The organism is Microcoleus sp. w1-18aA5 (genome assembly GCF_036701705.1).
Classification (GTDB): Bacteria; Cyanobacteriota; Cyanobacteriia; order Cyanobacteriales; family Microcoleaceae; genus Microcoleus.
The window spans coordinates 21,218-47,164 of the sequence record NZ_JAUPTE010000027.1 but is presented as its reverse complement, the minus strand read 5'-3'; the positions used below and the strand labels follow the sequence as shown (position 1 = coordinate 47,164).

The 25,947-nt window shown below is 44.1% G+C and carries 17 protein-coding genes; 11 read left to right on the top strand and 6 right to left on the bottom strand.

Features of this window, described 5'->3' with window-relative positions; genetic code table 11:
• The first annotated feature begins 101 nt into the window (after positions 1-101).
• From Q5691_RS12310 to Q5691_RS12295, 4 genes are all read left to right on the top strand, one after another.
• Positions 102-794, top strand: a complete 693-nt coding sequence (locus Q5691_RS12310) for a response regulator transcription factor (RefSeq protein ID WP_333080704.1) — start codon at positions 102-104, stop codon at positions 792-794.
• 919 nt (positions 795-1,713) lie between these two features.
• Complete coding sequence (locus tag Q5691_RS12305; RefSeq protein ID WP_333345010.1) at positions 1,714-2,133, top strand: hypothetical protein; 420 nt, start codon at positions 1,714-1,716, stop codon at positions 2,131-2,133.
• A gap of 519 nt (positions 2,134-2,652) precedes the next feature.
• Positions 2,653-7,860 carry an nSTAND1 domain-containing NTPase gene (locus Q5691_RS12300; RefSeq protein ID WP_333345008.1) on the top strand — a complete coding sequence of 1,736 codons (5,208 nt, stop codon included), beginning with the start codon at positions 2,653-2,655 and terminating at the stop codon, positions 7,858-7,860.
• Between the two features lie 357 nt (positions 7,861-8,217).
• Positions 8,218-10,494 carry an FdhF/YdeP family oxidoreductase gene (locus Q5691_RS12295; RefSeq protein WP_333345006.1) on the top strand — a complete coding sequence of 759 codons (2,277 nt, stop codon included), beginning with the start codon at positions 8,218-8,220 and terminating at the stop codon, positions 10,492-10,494.
• Positions 10,495-10,652: 158 nt separating this feature from the next.
• On the opposite strand, the gene Q5691_RS12290 is transcribed toward Q5691_RS12295, so the two are convergent.
• Positions 10,653-11,885, bottom strand: a complete 1,233-nt coding sequence (locus Q5691_RS12290; RefSeq protein ID WP_333345004.1) for a glycosyltransferase family 2 protein — start codon at positions 11,883-11,885, stop codon at positions 10,653-10,655.
• Positions 11,886-12,384: 499 nt separating this feature from the next.
• Here Q5691_RS12290 and Q5691_RS12285 point away from each other — a divergent pair, with 499 nt between their 5' ends.
• Together Q5691_RS12285 and Q5691_RS12280 are read left to right on the top strand one after the other, a co-directional pair.
• Positions 12,385-12,792 (top strand): hypothetical protein, encoded by a 408-nt coding sequence (locus tag Q5691_RS12285; RefSeq protein ID WP_333345002.1) that lies wholly within the window; start codon positions 12,385-12,387, stop codon positions 12,790-12,792.
• Complete coding sequence (locus Q5691_RS12280) at positions 12,786-15,287, top strand: protein kinase domain-containing protein (protein WP_333211566.1); 2,502 nt, start codon at positions 12,786-12,788, stop codon at positions 15,285-15,287. Before Q5691_RS12285 ends, Q5691_RS12280 begins: the two co-directional genes overlap by 7 nt.
• Positions 15,288-15,537: 250 nt before the next feature.
• Here Q5691_RS12280 and Q5691_RS12275 read toward each other — a convergent pair whose 3' ends face one another.
• Positions 15,538-16,950, bottom strand: coding sequence for a hypothetical protein (locus tag Q5691_RS12275; RefSeq protein WP_333310309.1), 1,413 nt, complete (start codon positions 16,948-16,950; stop codon positions 15,538-15,540).
• Positions 16,951-17,026: 76 nt separating this feature from the next.
• Between Q5691_RS12275 and Q5691_RS12270 the strand changes: the two genes are divergently transcribed.
• Positions 17,027-18,052 carry a hypothetical protein gene (locus tag Q5691_RS12270; protein ID WP_333344999.1) on the top strand — a complete coding sequence of 342 codons (1,026 nt, stop codon included), beginning with the start codon at positions 17,027-17,029 and terminating at the stop codon, positions 18,050-18,052.
• Between the two features lie 153 nt (positions 18,053-18,205).
• Here the strand turns inward: Q5691_RS12270 and Q5691_RS12265 are convergent, their stop codons facing one another.
• Entirely contained in the window at positions 18,206-18,529 is a 324-nt protein-coding gene (locus tag Q5691_RS12265) for a TMEM14 family protein (protein ID WP_190735279.1), read from the bottom strand.
• Positions 18,530-18,654: 125 nt separating this feature from the next.
• Here Q5691_RS12265 and Q5691_RS12260 point away from each other — a divergent pair, with 125 nt between their 5' ends.
• The 4 genes from Q5691_RS12260 to Q5691_RS12245 all read left to right on the top strand — a co-directional run bounded on the left by Q5691_RS12260 (position 18,655) and on the right by Q5691_RS12245 (position 22,420).
• Entirely contained in the window at positions 18,655-19,959 is a 1,305-nt protein-coding gene (locus Q5691_RS12260; RefSeq protein WP_333211561.1) for an ATP-binding protein, read from the top strand.
• A 238-nt stretch (positions 19,960-20,197) separates the two neighbouring features.
• Positions 20,198-20,644, top strand: coding sequence for a tellurite resistance TerB family protein (locus Q5691_RS12255; RefSeq protein ID WP_333211559.1), 447 nt, complete (start codon positions 20,198-20,200; stop codon positions 20,642-20,644).
• Positions 20,645-20,796: 152 nt separating this feature from the next.
• The gene (locus Q5691_RS12250) at positions 20,797-21,222 is read left to right on the top strand and encodes a thioesterase family protein (protein ID WP_333211604.1); all 426 of its coding nucleotides are present in this window, start codon (positions 20,797-20,799) and stop codon (positions 21,220-21,222) included.
• A 226-nt stretch (positions 21,223-21,448) separates the two neighbouring features.
• A complete protein-coding gene (locus Q5691_RS12245) occupies positions 21,449-22,420 on the top strand; it encodes a putative 2-dehydropantoate 2-reductase (RefSeq protein WP_333211557.1) in 972 nt (323 codons plus the stop codon).
• Between the two features lie 115 nt (positions 22,421-22,535).
• Here the strand turns inward: Q5691_RS12245 and Q5691_RS12240 are convergent, their stop codons facing one another.
• The 3 genes from Q5691_RS12240 to menH form a co-directional block, all read right to left on the bottom strand.
• Positions 22,536-23,954 carry a 2-succinylbenzoate--CoA ligase gene (locus Q5691_RS12240; protein ID WP_333344996.1) on the bottom strand — a complete coding sequence of 473 codons (1,419 nt, stop codon included), beginning with the start codon at positions 23,952-23,954 and terminating at the stop codon, positions 22,536-22,538.
• 76 nt (positions 23,955-24,030) lie between these two features.
• Positions 24,031-25,065, bottom strand: coding sequence for an o-succinylbenzoate synthase (locus Q5691_RS12235; protein WP_333344995.1), 1,035 nt, complete (start codon positions 25,063-25,065; stop codon positions 24,031-24,033).
• Positions 25,066-25,076: 11 nt separating this feature from the next.
• Positions 25,077-25,877: a 2-succinyl-6-hydroxy-2,4-cyclohexadiene-1-carboxylate synthase gene (menH, locus tag Q5691_RS12230; protein ID WP_333344993.1), complete on the bottom strand. Its 801-nt coding sequence runs from the start codon at positions 25,875-25,877 to the stop codon at positions 25,077-25,079.
• Positions 25,878-25,947 lie beyond the last annotated feature (70 nt).

The window sequence follows — 25,947 nt, the reverse complement described above, 5'->3', positions numbered from 1 at the left end:
ACCCAACACCTTATTTAAAATGAAGATTTGGGCGGAGCGAAGTGTAGGGTTCGTTCCTCAACCCAACCTACAATATTTACACTATTAAGAAGGTAACAGAGATGTCAGCACGATTATTATTGGTAGATGATGAACCGGGCTTGCGGGAAGCAGTACAAGCTTATTTGGAAGATAGCGATTTTGCGGTTGAGGTTGCCAGTAATGCTCGCGACGGCTGGGAAATCTTGCAGCAGACTAATCCGGATTTGGTGATTTCAGACATTATGATGCCCCAGGTGGACGGTTATCAGTTTCTCAAGCAAGTGCGGGAAGATCCTCGCTATAAAGCTTTGCCGGTGGTGTTTTTGACGGCTAAGGGGATGACGAGCGATCGCATTCAAGGCTATCAAGCAGGCTGCGATGCTTATCTTTCTAAGCCCTTCGATCCCGACGAATTAGTAGCAATAGTAACCAATTTGCTAGCCCGCCGCGCGGCTGCTAAGGAGACAAGCGAAAATGCTGAAAGTCCAGATATTGCTGCTTTGACAAGCCAAATGGCGAGAATTGAGTCTTTGCTGAGTGGGCGGAGTTCGATCGCCCAAAGTCCTTCGCCGATTAAAATTGATTTGACTCCGCGAGAACAAAGTGTTTTGGATTTGGTTGCTCAAGGTTTGATGAATAAGGAAATTGCCCGCCGCTTGGAAACTAGCGTGCGTAATGTGGAAAAGTACGTCAGCCGTTTATTTAGCAAGACGGGTACTAACAGCCGTACTGAGTTGGTTCGCTTCGCTCTCGAACACGGCTTGACGAAATAGGAGTCCTCTAGACTTGGCTGGAGGCTCTGCCTCGCCGAGCTGCGTTACCAGGCTCTTCCTGGTAACGAGAATTATGCAACAACTTAGAAATGTTAAGATATAAGTATTGACACATATTCGGTGGCTGTGGTATATCACATCAGCTTGCTGGTGGCAGCGCGGGAGTGCGAAAACTGGTGTGCGAAAACTGGTGTGCGATCGAACTTCTCACACACTTTGCTTTGAGTCTGAGTTGACATTCTCACCGGGCTAAAGCCACGGTGATTCCCAAACCTCACGATTTGAGTTTCTGCTTCATCGCAACTGCCTCCACCCACAAGGAGTTTTCTGGTCTTATGTTCGCTCCACAGACTAGCCCCGCTAGCCCAGCGGTTTTTATGCGTCGAATACCTAAAAGGAATTCTTATCTGTTGTTTTGATTCCAGGGATGTTTACCATTGCCCTATCCTCTTTTCCCGGTCTACCGATTTGTCTGCGCCGCCAGTTGTACTGGACTTCGCTCGTTAGGCTGTCTGAATCCATCGTCGCGGGTGGGTCATTGACCAAACTATAGTTTAATATAAAGCCGTCCTACAACGACGGGGTTTCCACCCACCTTTCTGATGAACACTCGCAAACGCCGGGGAATTACTTAACGGGAAAACCTGACTGTTTAAGAGTTTTCACGTAGTAAATAGAAAGGCAAACAGTTGACCGGATATGCTCCGTTAAGCAAACTTGCCACAAACAGTCACAGATAAGGTTATATCCTGTGGAAAAACAAGCCACTATTAATTAATGACTCTGCTCAAAAACGGATACTTGCGAACTGCCGGAGTGTTAAGCAGCCCCCAATTTTAGACCCTAGTTAAAGCTCTCCGATTCATCTGTGGAGGAAATCTAAAATCTAAAATTTAAAATCGACTGACAGCGCTCTAAAGTGGCCGCAGAAGTTGAATGTAGAGCAGCACCAAAGTTTAGTTTATATCAGGAGGATACGATGAGGAAAATCACGGCGCGACCAACAATAAGTGCCATAGTAGCACTGCCGATCGTACTAATAGCCAATACAACTCAAGCTTTTGCCACTGATACCGGTCAGAAAATAGAGCCAATTAAGAAAGTTTCGGATTTTGGCGATGAGCTAGATTTTGATATAGGGCCACCACCAACCATCAGCATTGAAGAAAGCGAGGATTGGGATGAACCTGATTTTACAGCTACTTTAGATATGGAGATTAGTAAATTTATGACAAAAAATCTTCAAGCTGTAATTGATGAGCCGCCGCCAGTAGTTTATCTCAGTGATGCAAGGGGTCAGTCAAGCAAGGAATGCCGGATTTCAGCGATATGCGAATAACTGAATTGGATTTGGGCGATTTGGGCGATGGCTGGGAACCCCGCAAACAAAGACTCTTTTGCTGGGTAGAATTTGAGCAATTATCAAGATTTCAGTAAAATCCGGTTGATTTTGCTGGGAATATGGGAATAACAGAGTATGTATTTTTTTGGGTATGCTTTAATTGCGATCGGCTAAAATAATAAGTATGCAGGCTGAAATAAACTTAATTAATTGATAGTTCCCAGTGATGGGAAATCGCCAAAAAGGGCAGAAATAAAATTAATCATGTGATTCTTCGCTGTGATTGGCAAACGTAACAACGGGTAAAAGTAAACTTAGTTAGAGCAACCGCCAAAACGGTTAGGAATTTCTTAATTGCACTTTCCCCCTGCGGTCGATTCCTGACATCCGTTACATCCGTTAAAAAATCCGTTGCCGAACTTCCATCCGTTACATCCGTTAAAAAATCCGTTGCCGAACTTACTTTTTTCGGCAGTTGACAGCACCTATCCTGAGAATATTTTTCAAATATTAATTATGCTTAATTCGCACTGCCAGCAAGACACCGCAGCACAGCAAAACAAAAGTTCGCTGCAAACTCTCTCCCGGACTCTCTCGATGTCTCAGGGGCAATTTTCGCTGATTTTGGTACGGTGCAATTACAGTGCCATGAGAGAGGAAATTGTACGGCAATTGCGGGAGGAGTCTGGTATCGAGATTCGAGAAATTGTCCTCCCGCCATCTGTTAAAACTCTTTACACGACGATAGAAACCAAAGTTTCCTGCAGCCATCCCTCAGCTTTAATGGTGTTGGGATTGGAATCGGTAAGTGCGATCGATCAGGTGCTAATTTCTACCAACTACGTGAGGGAAGAATTTCGGAATAATTTTCCCTTTCCGGTGGTGCTGTGGGTGACAGACAAAATCTTAAAAAAACTGATTCGGTTAGTAACAGATATCGAAACTTGGACGACAAGTGTTGAATTTGTGATTGGCCCCGACGACTTGGTGGAGTTCTTAGGCAAAAGTGCCGATCGCATTTTTTCCCACATTTTAGAAAGTGGCAATTGGCGTTTAACTAATTCTGCCATTCTCGGAGCCAATTCTTTGAGTGAACTAGAGTCAGCTAGCCAAGACTTGCAAACTTGCAACATCAGGTTAGAACCCGCTATTGAAGCAAGTTTGCAATTTATTCGCGGTAGGCATGAATATGCTTGTCACCACATCCCGGCCGCCATTGAATTGTATCAAAAAAGTCTCAGTTTTTGGAAGCATCAAGTAGCGTTTATTGGGTCGAAAACACAATTTAGCGATTTGTTATTTACCGTTCACCCAGCACCAGTGTTAGAGGGAATTCTGCTATTCCACATAGGTCTTTGCTACCGCTTCCAAGCAGAACAACATCGCAGCGGCAACCGTCCTTACTGGACGGAAGCTAAGAATTATTTTCAGGAATGTATTGATGTTTTAGAACGCGCGGGGCGGCCGGATGCCGTTGGTATATTCATCAATCAACTTGGCGAAGTATTGCAGCATTTAGAAGATTGGGATGCACTCTGGAATTTAGCTATCAAAGCTCGGAGGTTACATGAAAATATGGAAAATTCAGCAGTTAATTTGGCTCAAGATTACGGCTTTTTGGCTAGAGTAGCCTTAGAGCAAAAGAACTGGCCAGGGGCGAAAGAATGGGCTTTAATCGCTCTAGACGTTCTCAACTCAAATTTAGAAGCGACGGGACAGGGAACCCATGTAAAGTCGCAGCATCTAGGCTTGTATCTGTTAATTTTAGCAGAAGCCCAGAGTCACTTGGGTGAGGTACAGGAGGCGATCGCACATTTAGAGGTTGCGCGCTCGGAAACCGAAGCGTGCTACAACCCGCAACTGTATTTGCGGGTTTTAGAAATGCTGCGATCGCTCTATTTTCAGCGGGGAGAATATCTCGAAGCATTTCAAATTAAGCAAGATTATCGAGCTGTGGAACACACCTATCGGTTCCGAGCTTTTATTGGAGCCGGAAAATTGCAGCCGCACAGAGAAGCGGTTAATTCCGTCGCCGAAACTATTGCCGGCGCTGCTACTATTGCTGACGAAATTACTGCTTCCGGTAGAGAGGAAGACCTCAACCGCTTGATATATAGAATGAACAATACCCCCGACAAACTGACAGTAATTTACGGTCAGTCTGGAGTTGGCAAAAGTTCAATAGTCACGGGAGGATTAGTACCAGCTCTCAAACAAAAAAAAATAGAAATGCGGACTGTTCTGCCCGTAGTGCTGCAAGTTTACAACAACTGGCCGCGGGAATTGACCAGACAGTTATCTGCTGGGAAAGCTGAAATATTCGATCCGGAAAATTCCGAAACATTACCAGAAACTGCTCCGGTAGATTTGACCCTAGAAACAGGTGCAGTCAAGGGAAATCTTATTTCGGGATTTCACGGTGGATCGAGTGGGAATAATCAGGATCAAAGGGAGCAGTCACAGCCAGTAGAATTAATCATACAACAACAGGCGATCGAATACGGAAATATTCTCAAGGAGCTGCAAATAAATTCCGAACATTTAGTGACTGTTCTGATATTTGACCAATTTGAAGAATTTTTTTTCGTGTGGAAAGAGCCAGCGGAAAGGCAAATATTTTTTGATTTTTTGCGGGAATGTTTGAAAATCAAATATTTAAAAGTCGTCCTGTGTTTGCGGGAAGATTACTTACACTATTTGCTGGAATTTTCCCGACCCAAAAACCAGACAGGATTCGTTAAAAATGATATTTTAGAGGACATCCTCAGCAAAAACATTCTGTTTTATTTAGGAAATTTTTCGCTGGTCGATGCGCGATCGGTAATTCGCACTTTAACTGAGCGAGCGCAGTTTTACTTAGAACCGGAGCTGATCGAAGAATTAGTCCAAGATTTAGCTGGAGAATTAGGAGAAGTCCGCCCGATCGAACTACAACTTGTCGGCGCTCAACTGCAACAAGAGAATATTAGAACTTTAACTCAATATCAGGAACTAGGCAACAATCCGCAACAAAAATTAGTCGAAAGGTTTCTCGAAGAAGTCATTAAAGATTGCGGCCCAGAAAATGAAGTAGCGGCGCGTCGAGTATTGTATTTGCTCACAGATGAAGAACAGATTCGTCCCCTAAAAACCCGCGCAGAATTAGCCTCTAATTTAGCGACATTTGCTGAAGCTGACAAATTAGATCTAGTTTTAGAACTGTTAGTAAACTCGGGTTTAGTTTTTCGCTGGACGGAACTGCCAGCAGAGCTTTATCAGCTCGTTCACGATTATTTAGTTAGCTTCATTCGCCAGCAGCAAGAATTAGATAAAAAGGCAGAATTTGAGGAACTGCGAAAGCAAAACCAAATTAACCGAGATGAAATTGAACAAATTCGCAAAGACAGAGAGCAAGATGCTTTGCTGTCGGAAGCTAGAGAGAAACAGCACGAAGCGGAAGCTCAACTTTACCAAACTCGGAGATGGCAATTGCGGGCAGCGGTTCTAGGACTGCTTGTGCTCGGAGGTGTTTCGGCGATGGCATTCGAGCAAGCAAAATTAGCAGAAAGCGCGCGGCAAGAAGCAGAAAGAAGTCGGACTGACGCCCTAAATTCGGCGTCGGAATCTTTAGTGATTTCTAATGAAAAAAATCAATTAGGAGTGTTGGAAAATAGTATCAAAATTGGTCGTGATTCTCTGAAAAGTACAGCGCTGCCTGTAGACACTAAAAATCAAATTGCTGAAAGACTCAGACAAGCAGTTTCCGGGGTGCAAGAACGCAACCGTTTCGAGCAGCACAGCAAGTTTGTTTTGGATGTGAGTGTAAGTCCCGACGGCAATTCAGTTGCTTCGGCAAGTGCTGACAAAACTGTTAAATTGTGGAGCAAAGGAGGTAAGTTATTAAAAACTTTCAATCACCCAGATAGCGTGACGAGTGTTAGTTTTAGTCCCGATGGGAAAACGATCGCTACTGGTTGTGCCGATCGCACAATTAGAATTTGGCAAGTAAATAACGACAAAAGTGCGATTCCCTACGGGATAGCTTCGCTTCACGGCATTTTATCCGGCCACCGCGATATCGTCACCAGCGTCAGTTTCAGTCCAGACGGCAAAACTCTAGCTTCCGCCAGTCACGACAACACCGTCAAAATCTGGAACCTTGCGAACAAAAAATTGCTGCAAACCTTAACCGGACACAAAGACTGGGTACTCGGTGTCAGTTTCAGCCCCGACGGCCAAACAATAGCCTCAGCAAGTGTTGACAAAACTGTCAAACTTTGGAACAGAGAAAATAAAACCCAGAAATTTAGAATTAATCCCAAAACATTAACCAAACATTCTGACATTGTTTACAGCATTAAGTTCAGTCCAAACAGCCAAGAACTCGTCTCAGCAAGTGCCGACACCACAGCCAAAATTTGGAACCGAAACGGTGAGGAAATCAGAACTCTCAAAGGACATAACGATGAAGTTGTCAGCGCGAGTTTCAGTCGCGACGGCAAACAAATTGTCACCGGCAGTGCAGACGATACGGTGAAAGTTTGGAGTCGCAGCGGTACTTTACTCAACACTTTTCGAGGACATCAAGACGATGTAAGGGCAGTGAGTTTCAGCGGTGACGGCACTATTGCTTCCGCAAGTAAGGACAAAATCGTGAAAATTTGGAAACCGGACAGCACTCCGCTGAATAAGATTTTATCGGGACACGGAGACTGGGTTTACAAAGTCAGTTTTAGTGCTGACGGCAAAACAATTGCTTCTGCTAGCGGGGACAAAACAGTGAGACTTTGGCGCACTGACGGCAGTTTATTCAAAACCTTAGAAGATCACAAGGATTCTGTTACCTGGGTGAGCATTTCCCCTGATGATAAAACTGTTGCTTCTGCCAGCAATGACAAAACAGTGAAAGTCTGGAGTTTAGACGGCAAACTGTTAGATACTCTCAGCCACAGCGGCATTGTTAGAAGCGTGAGTTTTAGTCCAGACGGAAAGATAATTGCCGCCGCAAGTGCCGATCGCAAATTGTACCTCTGGCGCTGGAACGGTTCTAAAGCAACTTTGTTTGCAAAACTCGATCACAGCAATCCAGTAATTAGCGTTAGCTTCAGTCCCGACGGCAAAACTATTGCTACTGCTACCGCTGCTGAGGACAAGGCAAGCGGGAAGAAAAAGGCTTTTGAAATTACCGGAGAAAAGAGAGTTTACCTGTGGCAATTCAACGGTTCATCGGCGAAAATCCTGAAAACTCTCGACCACGAGGACAGCGTTAAAAATGTTAGTTTTAGTCCCGACGGTAAGACTATTGCTGCTGCTTGCGGTGACAAAAAAGTTTACTTGTGGGAGTTTGATGGAAAAATGGCGAATTTAACTGAAAAACTCGACCACAGCGATACTGTAGAAAGCGTGAGTTTTAGTCCCGACGGCAAATTGATTGCGGCGGCGAGTGGGGGAAATACTGTTAAGCTGTGGGATTTTGACGGCAAAAAGGCGCTGCTATCTAAGACTTTGGAGTCGAGCGATCGCGTGTTGAGCGTTACTTTTAGTTCTGACAGCAAAACTCTGGGTTTTGCTAGTAGGGATAGGAATGTAATTCTGTTGCCTGTGGAGAATTTGGAACTGAATAATATCATTGCTCGGAGTTGCGAGTGGTTGGGAGATTATTTGCAGAATGACCCGAATGTTGCTGAGGGCGATCGACTGCTTTGTCTTGGGTTTGGGAAGCAGGCTTTAAATAAGAGGAAGTAAACCTGGTTTGTAGTGAGGAATTCAATTTTCTCTCTGCCTGTGAATGATGATTAAAGTCCTTACTGCGAACCTATTCTTAAATAGAGATTAAAACATCTATCTGTTGAGTAGTTTTTTCTGTTGTAAATTTGCGGTAAAATTCGACTAATAAATTTAACTCCTCTGGCGGTTCCCCCGTCGAGCCAATAGAAGTAAGTCGGTCTGCGGCAGAATTGTATTGTACAGTGCGCTCAAAAAAAACGCTTTGAAAAACAACAAAATTCTTGCCTTCAAAATTTTTATTTCATTCTGCCGAATGCCTTGTGTTCCGGCTGCCTTTCTTCAACTAATCCGCAATTCAAACAAAAGGTCAACCACATGAATGTCAACTCCCAAAATGTCCAACCAATCCCGCCATTCAACGAGACAAACGAGGAAACACCAGAGATAGGTGGCGGTTTGCCCGTAATAGAATATTGGGCAAAACATACATTGTCCCCGGAAGGGCCGAAACTTTGGAAAACTTTGCTGCACAAAAGTGCTTGTTTGTCATGTTCTTGGGGCACTGGCGGGCAGAAAGGAGGTTTTACAAATGAAGAGGGTGAAAAACTTCAGCGGTGCATGAAAAGCGTCGAAGCAATCTCTGCTGAAATCAAACCGCCTATCTCAACTCAATTTTTTGAAAAGAAGAGTATTGCAGAACTACAGCAATTAACTTCAATGGAAGCCGATAGGCTGGGAAGGCTGAGTTTTCCGATGATTTTGCGGGCTGGTTCCTCTCATTACGATCGCATTTCTTGGCAAGAAGTGTATCAAATTGCCGAAGCTGCTTTTCGCAAAACCCCCGAAAGAGTGGCATCTTACAGTTCCGGTCGCTCTTCCAACGAAGCGGCTTTTCTGCTGCAATTAATGATGCGGGCGATGGGTTCCAATAATTTAGCAGATTGTTCCGATCTCTGCCACGCTCCCTCGACAATCGGGTTAAGCGAAATGTTTGCCACCCGCACCTCGGTAGTGAGTCTAGAAAACTTGAAGGAAGCAGATTGCGTCGTGCTTGCGGGCAGCAATTCTTCCTACAACCATCCCCGCTTGATGAACGAGTTAATTAAAATTCGCGATAAAGGCGGTAAAATAATTGTCATCAATCCGGTGATGGAAATCGGATTAGTCAAGTTTGGTTCTCCCGCATTTCCTGTCAAGTCGCTCATCCCCGGTTCCGATATTTCCTCCCTATACTTGCAACCAATTCCCGGCAGCGATACGGCGCTCTTTGTCGGCATTCAAAAGTCTATAATTGAACAAGGTTTGCTGGACGAAAGCTATTTGCAAGCTCATACAGAAGGCTGGAAATCAGTAGTCCAGCACGCCCGCGAAACCGCTTGGGAAACTATTACTAAAACCTGCGGAGTTTCCCAAGCAGAAATTGAGGCAGCCGCTAAAATTATCGGCACATCCCAGCGGGTTGTATTCGGTTGGGCGATGGGAATTACCCAACACGGTAACGGTGTAGATAACGTTTTCAGCATTGCAAATACTGCCTTAATGACAGGAAATGTCGGCAAAGAAGGTGCAGGATTAATGCCCGTCAGAGGACACTCAAACGTCCAAGGATTCGGCTCTATGGGCGTCACTGTGAAGCTGAAAAAAGAAATTCAACAAGCTTTAGAAAAGTTATTAAATCGTCCCCTCAGTCCTGTTAAGGGTTACGAAACTCGATCGCTCATTGAAGCAGCAGATGCAGGCAAAGTCGATACGCTGATATGTCTGGGCGGCAACTTGTACGCGGCAAATCCAGATTCAACGCAGGCCAAACGCGCTTTAGCCAATGTTGAAACCGTCATCTACCTCGCAACCAAACCGAATTTAGGGCATTTTCACGGATTAGCCAAGCACAATACAATTGTGATTCCCGTGCTGAATCGCTTTGAAAACCCCCACAAAACAACGGTGGAATCGGGGAATAATTTTGTGCGTTTAAATGATGAGGGCGAAACTCATCTCCAGAATTCGGATTTGATTCCGGAAGTGCATTTTTTAACAGAATTAGCCAGCCGAATTCACGGTAATTTTCCCGTTGATTGGCGCCAACTTCAAGACACAAAATACGTTCGGCAATTGATTGCTAAAACTATTCCTGGCTATGAAAAAGTAGCCACAATTGATGAAACCAAAGAGGAATTTACCATCAGCGGTCGCATTTTTACAGAACCTAAATTCCCTACAGAGTCTGGGAAAGCGAAGATGTTTGTCACGCCTTTACCTAAGCTGAAATTACCGGAAGCGAAAGAATTTGGAGTATCGGAGTCAAAACAGGGTATTGTTGTGGCCTTGATGACGGGACGCAGCTATTCTCAGCATAATACTGTCGTCTACAAAATTGATGACAAATACCGGGGAATGCCGCACCGCAACTGCATTTTGATGAATCGCGCGGATGCAGAAAGCACTGGTTTTCAAGAACATCAGCGGGTTACGGTGCAGGGAAATGTGGGGAAAATGGAAAATGTCGAGGTGATTTACGGGGCGGTTCGTGAGGGTGCTGCTTTGATGTTTTATCCTGAAGTTAATGTGATTTTTCACCCGGAAATTGAAAGGCGATCGGGCACGCCTGCTTACAAGCGCGTACCTGCTTTTGTATACGCGGAAGTTCGGTAACGGATGTAACGGATGTAACGGATGTTATGATTAGCTCTGCCTTCGGTCTTCTATAACTCACATTTTCGATGATTTTTAAGAACAGGCAAGATGCCTGTTCCACAAGGAGTTAATTTTTTGTGGGGTGGGCATCTTGGCTGCCCCTATGCAAGTCTTAATTAACTCTTAATTTGCAAAGTTCTACCGCGCCAAGTCCACCCCCAACCGGTTTCGGTTTTAATCGCAGAACCGATCGCCATCGCGGCCACTAACGCACCTCCCAAACCTCCTAACCACCAGTATTTCGTCGGACATTCCGAAATCTCGGCACCCAAGCGGCGCAAAGTGTAATGCTGCCAAGTTACGATTATTACTAAGAAGGAAGAAGGAAGAAGGAAGAAGGAAGAAGGAAGAGAGAAGACGGAAGAAGAAAGAGGGAAGGCAGAAATTATTTGTTTCAGAATAATGAATAATCCTATCCACGGCATAGGATAAATAAAAAACATAATTGCAGCCATGTAAACCATCAAGCCCCAACTGCGGTTAGCGCCGAGATACAAATTCTTTGTCCAGCCTTCCCACAATGCGCTCCAAGACCGATACATCCGCACGGATGCCAAATTTGACCCGGAATAAAGCCCGAGCTTTAAACCCGCACGTTTGATGCGCCTAGCTAATTCCACATCTTCCACAATTTCGCTTGCAACTGCTTCGTGACCGCCGATTTTTTCGTAGGCCGATCGCCTAAATAGCATGAATGGGCCACCGGCAAAAGCACTGTCTGTTTTCGAGGGATCGTTGACGGCGGTAAAGTCGTAGCAAACTGCTAGGTGATTGAACATTATCGGCTGTACTAACCACTCGGCCAAACACTCACAAACCAGCGCTGGCATACAGGTGAACAAGTCTATTTTCTCGGTTTCGGCTGTGGCGATAGCGGTTTCGATCGCCCCTGGTTTGAGTCGCACGTCGGCATCGATAAATAATAAGAAGTCTCCGGTTGCTATTTGAACAGCTTGGGCGCAAGCCCAGTTTTTGCCCGCCCAATATTGGTTGGTTGGTCGCGGCTGACCTGCTAATATTTTCAGCCGGGGGTCGTTGAGATGCTGTTGCAGGGTTTGCCCGATCGCTAACGTGTCGTCTGTCGAGCGATCGTCTACAATTAAAACCTCTAAGTTGTCCACAGACAGCGGTGTACTCTCCAAAATGGCGATCGCGCAATCCCGAATATTCTCTGCCTCGTTGTATGCTGGTACGATTACCGAAACTTTAGGGAAATTTGCGGCGGACTCCGGTGAGGGTCTCGCGGAATTTCTGTCGGTTCGAGGCGCATTTTCGACCGATCGGCGCAAATTCTTAGTGTAAGCTCTACTTACAATCAGAGAAAAAATTAGCAGGGTTAACAATATCAAAGCGAACTGACCTCAAAATTTCGGTACAGGATTTGTCTCCCTAAATATTAAAAAATATTAAAACAAAAAGCTAGTCGATCGCCCGAAAAGTTATTTTGACCCCCTCGCATCCAGGATACAAGCCCCCAGATTCATCCGTGGGGTCAATCTAAAATCTAAAATCTAAAATCGATTGACCGAAAGCATCCGGGATACAAACCCCCGGATTCATCCGTGGGGTCAATGCTTCAATCTAAAATCTAAAATCTAAAATCTAAAATCGATTGACCAACTCTTTTGCTATAATTTGTGAGCATCTTTCGGCTCGCCCGCAGCGAGGGGCAAGACCCCTCACTCAGACAGCGACCGAAAAGCCGAGGATAGATATCAGTTTTCAGAGGATATTGCAATGGGCGAATTTTTTACAGTCGATGTGTTTGCGAACACGATAGCGGTACTCGGCGCTTTGGGTTTTTTCTTTTTGGGATATCAAGCTTTGCAGATGTTGAAAAAATAAAGTATGTCAGAACTGAGATGTTACACCATTGTCAAGAACGAGCAAGATGCCCGTTCCACAAAGAATAATTTTTCTTGTGGAACAGGCATCTTGCCTGTTCCTCAACAAGTAATTGAGAATGGTGCAATATCTCAGTCAGAAGTCAGAAGTCTGAAGTATGAAGGAAAGAGGTCAGAAGGAAAGAAGTCAGAGGGAAGAAGTCCGATGGAACTCGGAATAAGGAAAGAAAGAAGAAGGAAAGAAACAACTATTCCGAATACCCAATGCCCTGTTTTGCCAATGCCCAATGCCCTGTTTTGCCAATGCCCAGGAACACCTAATTCACCTGAAAAAGGCTATACAACTGACTCAAAATTGCAACGGTTTCTTGCGAAAATCAACCAAAAAAAGGCTGCGTTATTATCATGGTGAGCCAACTTTTAGATGGACGCTATCAAATCATTGAAGTCATAGAAACAGGAGAATTTGGACAAACCTATCTGGCCAAAGATATTCGCCGTCCCGGAGAACCGCAGTGCTTTGTCAAGCACCTGCGTCCCGGTACTACCGAACCAAAATTAATTAATACTACGCGCCGTCTTTTTCAAAAAGAAGCAGAAGTTCTAGAAAAGCTCGGTCAACACGACCAAATTCCTCAGCTATTCGCTTATTTTGAAGAAAATGAAGAATTTTTCTTAGTTGAATCTTTTGTTGCCGGTCACTCGCTATCAACCGAGATTGTACCGGGCAAGCCTCTAACTGAAGAAAAAATGATTCCTTTGCTGAAGGAACTGTTAGAAATTTTAGTGTTTGTACATGGGCAGGGAGTTATTCACCGAGATATTAAACCGGCAAATTTAATCCGCCGCTATTCAGACAACAAGTTAGTTTTGATTGACTTTGGCTCGGTGAAAGAAATTCACATCGCTCAAAGACAAGCGCCGGTAACTGTGCGGATTGGCACTCTGGAATATATGCCGATCGAACAATTTCAATACAACCCGCAACTCAACAGCGATATCTACGCTTTGGGAATGATTGGCATCCAAGCAATGACGGGTTTGCCGGCTTACGACTTGCCGAAACTGCGGGATTTGAAAAATTCTAATAAAGGCGAAATTGTTTGGCGGCATTTAGCCACCTGTTCCCAAGCGCTGGCCGATGTTTTGGACAATATGGTGCGCTACGATTTTCGGGAGAGATACCAGTCGGCGGCGGAAGCTTTAGCCGATTTGAGGAAAATTGGCGATCGCTCGCGGGCGCGGATTCCCAAGCTAACAATATATCGCGAAGAAGTCGATCGGCGCAGCAGCAGTCGGGGTGATATTACAGTCGTCGGTCGGAGAATATTAGATGAACTGCGCGTCAGTTTGGAATTGCTGCCAGAAGAAGCAGAGGCGATCGAAGATGAGGTATTGAACCCTTACCGGAAATACAGGGAAAAAGGCGAACGCTACGAACAATCACTGCAAGAAGCAATGCAGCAAGAATATCCCTTTTCTCTGGAAACTCGCGACGAATTAAAACGCTTGCAGCAAGTTTTAGGGCTTACCGACGAAGATGCCGCGAAAATCGAAGAATTAGTCATTCCTAAATCTTTATTTGCTAAATTGTACAAGGCGATATCCACAGTTTTGGAGGGACACCGCAACCCCAATGGGCCACCAGCCAGCAGTGCCCCTCAACTCGAATTGCAGGCAAGTCCGGCGGTATCCTCGCAGGTAAATCTGAACGGAAAAACCGATTTGTCGAGATCCAGCCCAGCAGCACTTGTCCCCAAAGAAACTCGCAAATTCAATCCTTATCTTGCCGGGGCAACAATTGCGGCTATCTTAGCTGCGATCGGCGGAATTTACGGATATCTCAAGTGGCAAGAATGGCAGCAGCGAGCCCAGCAAGAATCCCAAGAGTTCAATCAAATTGCAGCTCTTTATAAAGCCAGCAATTATGAAAGCTGCATCAGCCAAATACCAACAATTGCCAACACTTCCAGCAGCTATTCATCCGCTCAGGAGTTACAAGAACAATGCCAAGCAGGTCTGCTGTGGAAGAACGCCAAAGTCAAAAATTTCGCTCAGCATTCCGATGCCGTTGGGTCTGTTGCTTTCAGTCCAGACGGCTTAATGTTAGCCAGCGGTTCTAAAGACAAAACCATCCAAATTTGGGATTTAGCTACAGGCAAGTCGATCCGCACTTTTCCAGGAGATTCCTCCACCGTTTGGTCGGTTGCTTTTGACTCCAACGGTACGAAACTGGCGACTGGAACCGGTTTTTGGCGAGTCATGCTGTGGGATTTGAAAACAGGGCAAGTGATTCGCAGTCTCGACCACACTGCTTCTGTTTGGTCTGTCGCTCTCAGCCCCGACGGACAGCTTGTGGCTAGTGCCAGCGGAGACAAAACCACAAAGATTTCCGATGCAGCAAGTGGTCGTTTGATTCAGAGTTTTCCAGACCATACAGATTTTGTTTATTCTGTTGCTTTCACTCCAGATGGAAAAAGTTTGGTTAGCGCTTCTAAGGATAAAAAAATTACAGTGGTGGATGTCGCAACAGGGGCGTTGCTCAAAACTATAGAGGGACACGGCGACGCGGTGAGGTCGGTTGCTGTGAGCCCAGACGGCAAGACAATTGTTAGCGGTTCTTACGATGAAAGTATTAAAGTCTGGAATATCGAAACAGGAGATTTAATTCGGTCTATCCAGGGACATTCGGACGATATTGTCTCGGTTGCTATCAGCCCGGACGGGAAGTTTATTGCGAGCGGGAGCAAGGATAAAACTATTAAAGTTTGGGATTTTGCTACCGGACAATTGCTTAATACTTTGACGGGACATTCCGATGAGGTTTATGTAGTGACTTTTAGTCCCGATGGCAAAACTATTGCTAGCGGTTCTAAAGATAATACTATTAAGTTGTGGTTGAGGTAATCAGAAGGAAGTTCGGCAACGGATTATGTAACGGATGTAACGGATGTAACGGATGTAACGGATGTAAAAGATAGAAGGAAGAAGGAGAAATAGTCCTTGACGCACAGATTATACTTGTAGGGTGGGCAGTACACACCTTACTACTACAGATAGTGTAACAATTGAAAAGTTGTATCTACGAGGGAAGAAGTCAGTCAACAGTCAACAGTCAACAGTCAACAGTCAACAGTATCCATTAGTCATTGGTCATTTAATTGGTATAATTTAGCTCGTTTTTTAAGGTTTTGGGAAAGTGCCAATAAGGCGTTTCTAATTCGTCCTCAGTTGGATAATTTTCAGGCGATTTCTCTCGGATTTGAAAAAAGTGGTAGAGGTTAGCCACAGTTAAATCGGATATTTCTTGCCAATTCGAGGCAGCTAAAGCTTGATAGCCAGTAGCGATCGCCTGCTGGCTGACATAAAATTCGTATCTCCGGCGAATTTCCGGCGACACAGCGAAGGTTAGCTGGTCACGCAAGGATAGAAAGTGAGACTTTTGCTTTAAAGTTTCATAAAGGGAAGGTTCCGCAGCTAATACCGCGAATGTAGTGTACACGCTGCTTTTTAACGTCTCGGCGGTGAGTTTATCTAAACTAGCTAACTGGTGCTGCTCTTTTGGAGACAAAGTTTCCATCCAATCAACCTCATTCTGCCAAAATTCTATTACACTTAAATCATGACCTAGAATCCTAGTAACTTCAGGAAATAAAAAATCTAGTTCTGGTTCGGATTGACATCCTTTAACAACAGTTAGAAGATTTTGACAAATTTTTGATTGGAGTTCCAGGAGGCGATCGCTCACCATATCGTAGGCCCGCTGCAAGTGAAACGTGACCCCGATCGCCTGCTCGATCGCCCAAACACATTCCATTTGCCTGAGTTGTCCGGCAGAAGACAGCCCCTCCAACAAACTGGGATTATCATAAATTTTTAAAGCTTCAAACAGCATATCTCGCCCGCTATTAATTTCGGAATTCCGAAGTTTAAGATCGGGCACTGTCAGGGCTGACTGACAGCGTTTGATAGCTTTAGAAAAAATCTCGTAACCGTTAACCAGTTTCTGGCGGTGCATTTCAAAACTAGAGTCGTGAGCCACCTTGAAAATCTGCTGGATCACCTCTACTCCCCTATCTTTGAGGATGTGTCTGAGATCGATAAATCCGTCTTTAATTTTTAGCTTCTGGTGCTTTGCCTCTTCTCGGATTTTTAATACTTGGTTGAGGTTTACTGCTGACAAAACTGTGCTCGATACAGTGCCAATACCAATGACAGCAGCAGTTGCTTGGATCACTGCCAAATTAATTTTCAGAGAGTTAAGCATTCTGTATATTTTTTGAAACCCCTGATGAGTTTGAGCCACCTGCAACGGCGCCACAGTCACGTATACGGGAGCTACCAGAGGCTGTATGGGGCCACCTCCGGCTAACTGTGCGAGCAATCCTATAACTCCGCGCGAGGATAGAGTTTCACTTCTTGATTGATAAAAAATTTTTGCGATCTCCACAAACTCCCCTGTCACCGGATCTCTAGCAGCAGGGAGCAATTTTCCTGTTTTGGCACCAGGCTGTACAAGGTTGCCACTATTGAGTCGCGCCTGAGTTGCAGGGGTGAATATATAATCCATGTGGTGACTCAGTTTCCATTCAAAAAGGCAGATGTTTTGTATTGTATGCTGTTTAGGGAAACGAGGCAGAAAGGAAATGAATGAGTATCTCAAGGCATTCCAGGCTATTACCCAGTTTAGCGATCGATTGTTGGCAGACGAATATCAATCCGTGGAGATTAAACAGTCAGCTACCCAACTCAGCTTAGATGTGGAACCTTGTATTGACGAAATTAAGCAATCTGCCATCAGACTCAAGGTGTTACTTCAGGTATGTTTCAAAGATGTATCTCAGGCTGAGGATGTCTGGAATAGCAAGCCGAGAATTGCTGGAGCATCTCCTGTTGATGTCTGGGAGCAAATTGGCGAACTAAGCGGATGCGATGTGAGAATTCGCACTTTAGGAAAACATGGCAAATATGATGCTGTTGCTAAAGTTCGCAAATCTTGGAGCGACAAGGCGACCAAGCTAAAAAATCAGTGGTTTTTGTGGGATAAAAATTCTCAAGTCTTTCAAAGAGATACTATTGGTTTTTTTGAAAAAGATAATTTGCACAAAGAGTTGCGGAATGAAGTTGATTCCCAGGCAGAGCGAGTGATTTTAATTATGGAGAATGAACTCAGTTTAATTTTTAAAGAATTACAATCTATTGATATAGAAAAAATTGAATTTTGTATTGAATGCTTTGACCTAAACAGTCAGTCTAAATTTAGAGAGCGACTACAATCAATAGGCGGGGAGATTGTATCGAAGTTTACGGAGCCACTGAAATATTTGCCGGGTTCTTATATGAAAAATTTTAAAGAAACGCTGAAAGAACCTGTAGAAACTCTGGTTTATAAAAGCAAGATGGGAATCAGTTTGGTCGATTTTGAAGAGTCCTGTAAAGTGATTGGGTTAATCCTGGATAATGTAATCATAGCAGTTTTTGAGGAGCGCATGAAACTGGCAATTCAAACAGTTGAAAAAGCGATTAAATTCTACAATAATTTTTTAGAGAAGCAGGCGTGGTATCAAAAAGAGACGCCGGAACAGCGATCTGCGGAAAAAATTTGGATCGAATGCCAGCGGCAGCAACTCAGGGAAGTTCAGCAGTATATTGATGCAGTCATTAGTGGTTAGTCATTAGTCATTAGTTATTAGTTATTGGTCACTGGTTATTGGTTAGTAGTTATTGGTTATTGTTTATTGGTTATTAGAACGAACAACTAACAATTAACAAATAACCACTGACCACTAAAAACAGTCAACAGTCAACAGTCAACAGTCAACTGATTATTGATATTGACCGCTGATTTCGTAAACGATCGCGCCCAAAGACGCTAAGCTAGCTAAAATTAGCATCCCGGCGGGCATGAATTTTTGAGTTTTAACAAGGCGCACAATAAAGACTATTACTAAAACAGCGGAGATGGCTGCTGCTAATGTTAAACCCCAACTTTGTCCCATAAGCTGGGCGGTGCCGGCAAAAATTAGCAGGGAACCGCTAATCAAGCCGGAAATCAGCGAGGCTTGGCTTTTGGCCTTGATATAACCCATGATGCCGCCAACCAGTGTTAAAATGCCGTAGCCGATCGCGGCTGCTGTACCTAAATTCATTTTTAATCCTCCCGATTTCACAAGTGCATCTAAATTTATACAGCGTGGCCTGCAATTAGTGTCACGAATTGTTAGAAAATTTATTAAAGCCAGTCAGGATATGTAACTGTTATACAATTGCCATTATGTCAGCCCTAACTTCTGGTGCGATCGCCCAAATCCGTTACCTCCAGCGCCAAGCAGCATCCCTGCTGCTGTATCAATCTGTTTTCAAAAGCCCTGTCGGTCAAGCCTTTCTCGATTTGCTGCAAGCCCTTCACCACAGCGAAGTCAGCGGTTTGGAATGTCAGGTAGCTTACGGGAATTGGTTCAAACTTCAGGCTGCTAAAAATTTAAGCTGGAAAGATTCTCTGATTTCCGAAATTCTCAAAGACGAAAACCCCTTTTCACGCCGAGCACAGCAAACAGATTTTGCAAGTTTGCCCCCCGCTTTGGTGGAGGCCGCCCGACATGATTTAGAAGTGCTGCAAAATATTTACGAATGCAGCAGCGAACAGTTAAGCAAGTGGGTGCGGGTAGCGGGTCAACTTGACGCAGTGCCTCCGATTTGGCATTCCGAAACTGTAGCAGAACCGGGAGATTTGCCCCTGCACGGGAAACTGGAAAAATGGTCGAGCGCTACGGAATCTTTGGCAGCTTATTACCGACAGTTTGGCACTGGTTTGTTTGCCGAATATCGCGCTTTTGCGTGGCGGGTAGGGCAGTTAGCGACTATTTCGCATCCCGATGGCATAACTTTAAAAGAGCTGGTTTGCTGCGATTGGCAGCGGGATGCTTTGGTGAAAAATACGGAGTTTTTGCTAGCAGGTTATCCGGCTTTGCACGTCTTGCTATACGGCAGCCGCGGTTCGGGCAAGTCTTCTTTGGTGAAGTCGCTATTAAATGAGTTTGGATCTCGCCATCTGCGCTTGATTGAAGTATCTAAATCGGATTTGCAAGATTTGCCGCTAATTGTCGAGCAGTTGCGGGGAGTTCCTCAAAAGTTTATTATTTTTGTGGATGACCTGTCTTTTGAGGAAGATGATGATGCTTTTAAAGCTCTGAAAGTTGTGTTGGAGGGGAATGTCACTGCTCGCTCTCAAAATGTGGTAGTTTATGCCACATCTAACCGCAGACATTTAATTCGAGAGTTTTTTGACGACAGGCCTCGCCCCCGCGACGGAGATGAAGTTCACGCTTGGGATACTGTGCAGGAAAAACTTTCATTTAGCGATCGATTTGGCTTGACTTTAACTTTTGAACCGGCCGATCAAAACACTTATTTAACAATTGTTCGGCATCTGGCAGAACTTGCTGGAATAAAACTCGCTGCCGATGATTTGGAGCACCGAGCTAAAGAATGGGCAACTCGTCGCAATGGGAGATCGGGCAGGACTGCGCGGCAGTTTGTTGATTTCCTGAAAGCAGATTTAGCCCTTTTTGACAAGTAGATTGTCGGCGCTGGCAGGGCGGATTTTACCTGAGATATGGCAAGGTAATTCAGGATCTAAATAAACCCGCCATTGCAGCGCCGAAGGGCGAAATAAAAATTCTTAATTTTTTCATAATTTTATTGATAACAACTAACTAACAAAATTTGATATAATTATCAAAATCCCCAAAGAAACCTCCAGAGCCAGAACCTATCCTGACTCCCTAAATCGACCACTAAATAACGAGGAAAATATCATGGGTTTATTTGATAAAGTATCGCAGACTCGCCAAGAAACGGACGTAACGTTAGGACCGGCAGAAGCATTTGCGGCGATCGCGCTAATTGCCGTAGCAGCCGACGGTTACATCAATGACAGCGAAAGTAAAGCGATTAGCATGACGCTATCTCGGATGCAACTGTTCCGCAGCTATCCGGATGACGTTATGAGAAAAATGCTCGAACGCCTGCTGATGATTCTGCAACGGCAAGGAGTTGAGGTACTGTTTAATGCGGCTTTAGCAACGCTTCCAGACGAACTTAAAGAAACCGTTTTTGCTGTGACAACTGATATCGCTTTAGCCGATGGCGAGGTTTCCGAAGAAGAAGAACAACTTTTGAACGATCTTTACAGTGCATTGGGGCTTTCCGAAGATATTGCCCTCAAGATTATAGACGTGATGTTAATTAAGAACAAAGGTTAAGAAATCAGGGGAAGGAGTGAGGAGGGCGAGTTTTACAATATAAAAAATTAGCGCCTACTTACTTAGCTAATAACTTCTCCAAAAGTGCGGGTTTACGGATATGATGGTTGGTAAAATTCCGATCCAATTTGCGATCGCCGTTACTACCTCAAATGCCTTTCACTTACACCCGCACTGTTCGCTTTCAAGATACCGATGCTGCTGGAGTCGTTTACTTTGCTAACGTTTTGGCGATGTGTCACGAAGCTTACGAGGCATCTCTAGCAGCATCTGCAATCAATCTCAAAGCATTTTTCAGCAATCCCGAGGTTGCCTTTCCCATAATTCATGCTAGTGTAGATTTTTATCGCCCAATGTTTGCGGGCGATCGGCTGATAATTCAATTGACGCCCAAACAAGTTACTGGCGATGAATTTGAAATTGCCTATCAAATATTTTCTGAGCAAGTTGCAGGAAGAAGCGCTGCTAAAGCTCTTACTAAGCACGTCTGCATCGATGCAGTTAGCCGAACTAGAAAACAGCTATCTGAAGACTTGATGCAGTGGATGAGGAAAATTGAGATTGAGATTTCAGATTAGTTATATCTTTAAATAATAACAGGGAATGACAGTCAGTCGATTTTAGATTTTAGATTTTAGATTTTAGATTTTAGATTTTAGATTTACTTGCAGCATTGAATCTGGGAGTTTCAACTTTGGTCTAAAATTTTGGACTGAGCGCGACTTAAGTACGTGGCACGGTATCCGTTGTTGAGCGGGGTCTAATTTCTTTTAGGTTGAGAACTTTTTCGGAGTTTTTGATAGTATGTCAAATCGCAATTATGCCATTGTAGGCACGGGAGCTTTAGGGGGATTTTATGGTGCTAGACTGCAACAAGCAGGTTTAGAAGTCAATTTTTTACTACGCAGCGATTACGATCAGGTCAAAAAACACGGCTTGATTGTCGAGTCTCCCGAAGGCGACTTCATCCTCCCCCACGTCCGCGCCTACCACGACGCGCACAAAATGCCTCAGTGCGACGTAGTAATTGTAGCGCTGAAAACAACTCAAAATCACTTGTTGCCCCAAATTTTGCCTTCTTTATTAAAGGATAATGGCGCAGTTTTAGTATTGCAAAACGGATTGAATGTCGAACCGGAAGTAGCTAAAATTGTCGGTGCAGAACGAGTGGTTGGCGGACTGTGTTTTCTCTGTTCTTATAAAGTTGGGCCAGGTCACATCTGTCACCTAGATTACGGCACTATTACGCTGGGAGAATATGCCCAAGACTACAAGCCCATCGGTATTACTGATAGATTGCACCAAATTGCTAAGGATTTTAAACGTGCTCATATTCCTATTAAAATGAGCGAAGATTTGCTATTATCAAGGTGGAAAAAGCTGGTTTGGAATATTCCTTATAACGGGCTGTCTGTAGTGTTGGATGCGAGAACTGACGAACTGATGGCTAATCCCGATACTCTGATTTTAGTTAAGGAAATCATGGGGGAAGTGGTAGCGGGAGCAAAAAGTTGCGATCGCATTATTCCCGATGACTTTATCCCACAAATGCTTGAATACACTCAGAAAATGAAGCCTTACCGCACGAGCATGAAAATCGATTATGATGAATCGCGACCTCTGGAAGTTGAGGCGATTTTTGGTAATCCGATATGGGTGGCGCAGCAAGCAGGTATTAAGTTGCCCCAAATAGAGGTACTTTACCGAATGTTGAAGTTTCTAGATGTTCAAAGACAAGAAGCAGAGAGGACGAGAAGGCTATTAGGTTTGTCGTAATTAGTCAGTTGACAGTTGGCTGTTGACTGTTGGCTGTTGACTGTTGGCTGTTGTCAGGAGTCGGAAATAAGCATGATAAATTCTGCCTTCTGCATTGATTGCGATCGCCTAATAATTATTGATATTCGAGCGCAATTTTTTGCAATTGTTCTCGATTAACTTTGCCTTGAGAATTGCGCGGCAATTGTTCGACGATTACCCAATATTTCGGTCGCTTAAACTTGCTCAACTTATCTTCTATTGCCGCTTGCAGATTTTTGACAGTAACTTCGGAATTAGCGGGAACGTAGATAGCCGTAACGACTTGACCCCAATCTTTGTCTGGCAAGCCAATTACAGCAATATCCGCCACTAAATTAGTCGATCGCACAACGGCTTCAACTTCCGGCGGAAATACATTTTCTCCGCCTGTAATAATTTTGTCGCTGCTGCGTCCGACAATATTTAAGTAGTTATTTTTATCAAAAAATCCCAAATCGTCTAATTGGAAATATTCGCGATCGCCAAAATTTTCAGGATAATAACCCAACGCCAAAGAGTTAGCATTTATAGCAATATTTCCGATTTGATTGTCGCACAAAATCTCCCCATTTGCACTGCGAATAGTTATTTTAGCGTGCGGTAAACTTTGACCAGAACTGTTATTACCCGCGAGAAAATCTTGGGGTTTTAGTGTAGCAATTTGCGAGGCAGTTTCGGTCATGCCGTAACTGGGCGCTAATTTGATTTGATAGTTTCTAGCTGTTTCTAAAAGTTCCGGCCAAGCGGGAGCACCGCCCAAAAGTACAGCACGAAACCGTCCCAGCCAATTAGCTGTATCTGGGTTTTGCAGCAGCCGTTGCAGTTGAGTTGGAACTAAAGAAATGAAAAATTCTTCTGGTTCGATGTCGCATATTTTACCCTTTTCTAATTCTTTAAAGGGCTGAATAGCCAGTTTTCCTCCGGTAGTAAACGATCGCATGAATTGCATTAAACCGCTGACGTGGTATAATGGCAAAACGCAGAAAGAGTTAATTTTGTCAACTTGAAAATATTGTTGAAAACCTTGTACTGATGCGGTTAGTGTTTCCCAAGTGTGGATGGCAAAACGGATTTTTCCTGAAGAACCGCCGGTGGGAATCATAATCGTATCAGAACCGCTTTTAGTCGGCGAATGGAATTCGCGGCTACACAAACGAAGTTCGCCTTCGCGGACGGGGATATGGGGATTTTTGGGAAGCGGGTATTGTCCCAAAATTAAGTCGGGTTGGACTAAATCAAAGACTTGTTGCCATTCTTGTTTTACCCAGTTGGGATTGCACAGAAAAATCGGGTATTTGGCGGCGCGGGCGGCGATGAAACTGGCCAGAAATTTCACGGGTTCTGGTTCGGCGAGGCAAATTTTTGGGGGTGTTTTTAGTGCGGGATTCTGGGTGATTTCTTGAAATAGCCGATCGACAATTCGGGCCAATTCGCGACTGTCACAACCGATCAGCCAATTATCGGACAAGCTAGCCGCGATATCCAGGATATTTACTGTTAGATTTGTTGCCATAGATGCTTTCACCAAGTTTCTCGATTCAAAACAATTACCTCACCCGCTTGCTTTAGTCGTGGGAGTAATCTAAAATCTAAAATCTAAAATCCAAAATCGAATTATTATCGTCGAACCAGCAATCGGTGCCGAAGCCCAGTGCTCTCTTATTTAAAGACAATTGTTTGGCTAAATTTAAGGCTGCCTGTCTGCCGATTTCGGTTTCAAATACTGATGAGAAAACAGCGTCTATATTGTGAGTTTGACAAAATTTTCGCAGTTGGGATGGGGAACCAGCAATCGCCGGTTTAATGACGAAAATGCCCCGCCAGCCTTGGCTGTAGCACTCTTGGATGCGATCGAGGTTGGCAGCAGATTCATCAAGGGCGATCGGAGTTGCATAAATAGCATTCAATTCTACCATTTCCTGAAACTGTGTTACAGGCAGTGGCTGTTCCAAAAATTCAATGTCTGCGGAAAAGTCGGGAGTTGCATTTACCTCGTCGCAAGCTTCCAACCATGTTTTAGCCTGCCAGTAACTGAGTCCCCCGTTGGCATCTAACCGCAAAAATGCTTTTTCGCGATCGCACAAATTGTGAATTGCTTCGATTAGCTGCTGGAAAATCTTTAATTCTTCCTCAATTGCAGCAACACCAATTTTCCATTTAAATGTCCGATATCCCTCTAACCAAAGCACTTGCAAAGCCTGCAAAGCTGTTTCACCTGCGGGCAATAAACCGCTGTACTGATTTGGCATTTTATCCCCCTTTTGGGAAAGGTAAGTTAAATTTTCGCTTTTCTCCCCCCCTTGGCAAGGGGGGGCTGGGGGGGGTGAATTTTGCTCGCTTAGTGCTGACTCAAAGCCAAATTGACAAGCCGGCAATTCAGCGGAAATAGCAAAAATCATCTCTGATGAAATATTACCTGACAACTGCTGACAAAAATCTAAAGCTTGCTCAAAACTTTCGGAACCAAACCAACTCAAAGGGGCAATTTCTCCCCACCCAATTTGATTGTTTTCGTCCACAAGTCGCAGGATAATTCCTTCGCGAATATCCCAAATGCGGTGACTTGTTTGCAGTGGACGCTTAAATTTTCGCTGATAAGTGCGAAACTCGAATTGATGAAGCATTAGTTTTTTAGTTAATCATAAAATTCTCTCACAACTGATCCAAAATTATCAATATTTTCAAAATGGATATTGTGGCCAGCTTTTGGTACAATTTCCAGAGTAGCTGCCGGACACAAGCTGGCCATTTCGGTATTTATAGTTGTAAATTTATCATCGTATTCTCCAGCTAGCAAGAGGATGGGCATTTGATTTTGTGCCAGTTTTTCCCAGAGAGAGGGCTGGTTGCCGGTTCCCATATTGCGGAGAGATTTGGCTAATTCTAAGGGATTGTTTGCTAAGCGGGTTTCTATGAGTTTGTCGAAATTAGGAGAATTTTTTAAAGATTTGAATAAAGGGCGATCGTACCAGTTTAATAAAAAATCTTTAATGTTGCTATTCTCCAGCTTTTGTGCTAGCTGTAAATCGGATTCTAGGCGGTGCGATCGCTCTTTTTCTGTTTTCAATCCCGGAGAAGCTGACTCTAACACTACTTTCTCGAATCTTTCTGGAAAGTGTAATGTCATGTAAAGTGCCAATCGCCCACCCATTGAATAGCCCAACAACAAACATTTGTCTATTTGTAAATCATCTAATAACTCGATTAATGCTTGGGCAGTATTTGACATATTGTAGCAACTTTCGTCACCGTTGACTTGGGTTTTTCCGTGGCCGGGAAGGTCAACTGCTAAGCAGCAATAACTGTTAGGAAGTAAGGGAATGACGCTGCTAAAGTCTTGACTGCTGCCCGTGAATCCATGCAAAAATAAAAGTTTCGGCTGATTCTTGTTGCCAGTTAAGGAATAGTGAAAGTTATAATTATTAAATTTTTCCATATATAATTATACGATTCAATATGAGGTATGGATTGCTAAATTAAAGAAAATTTTGAGAAGTCACCCAACT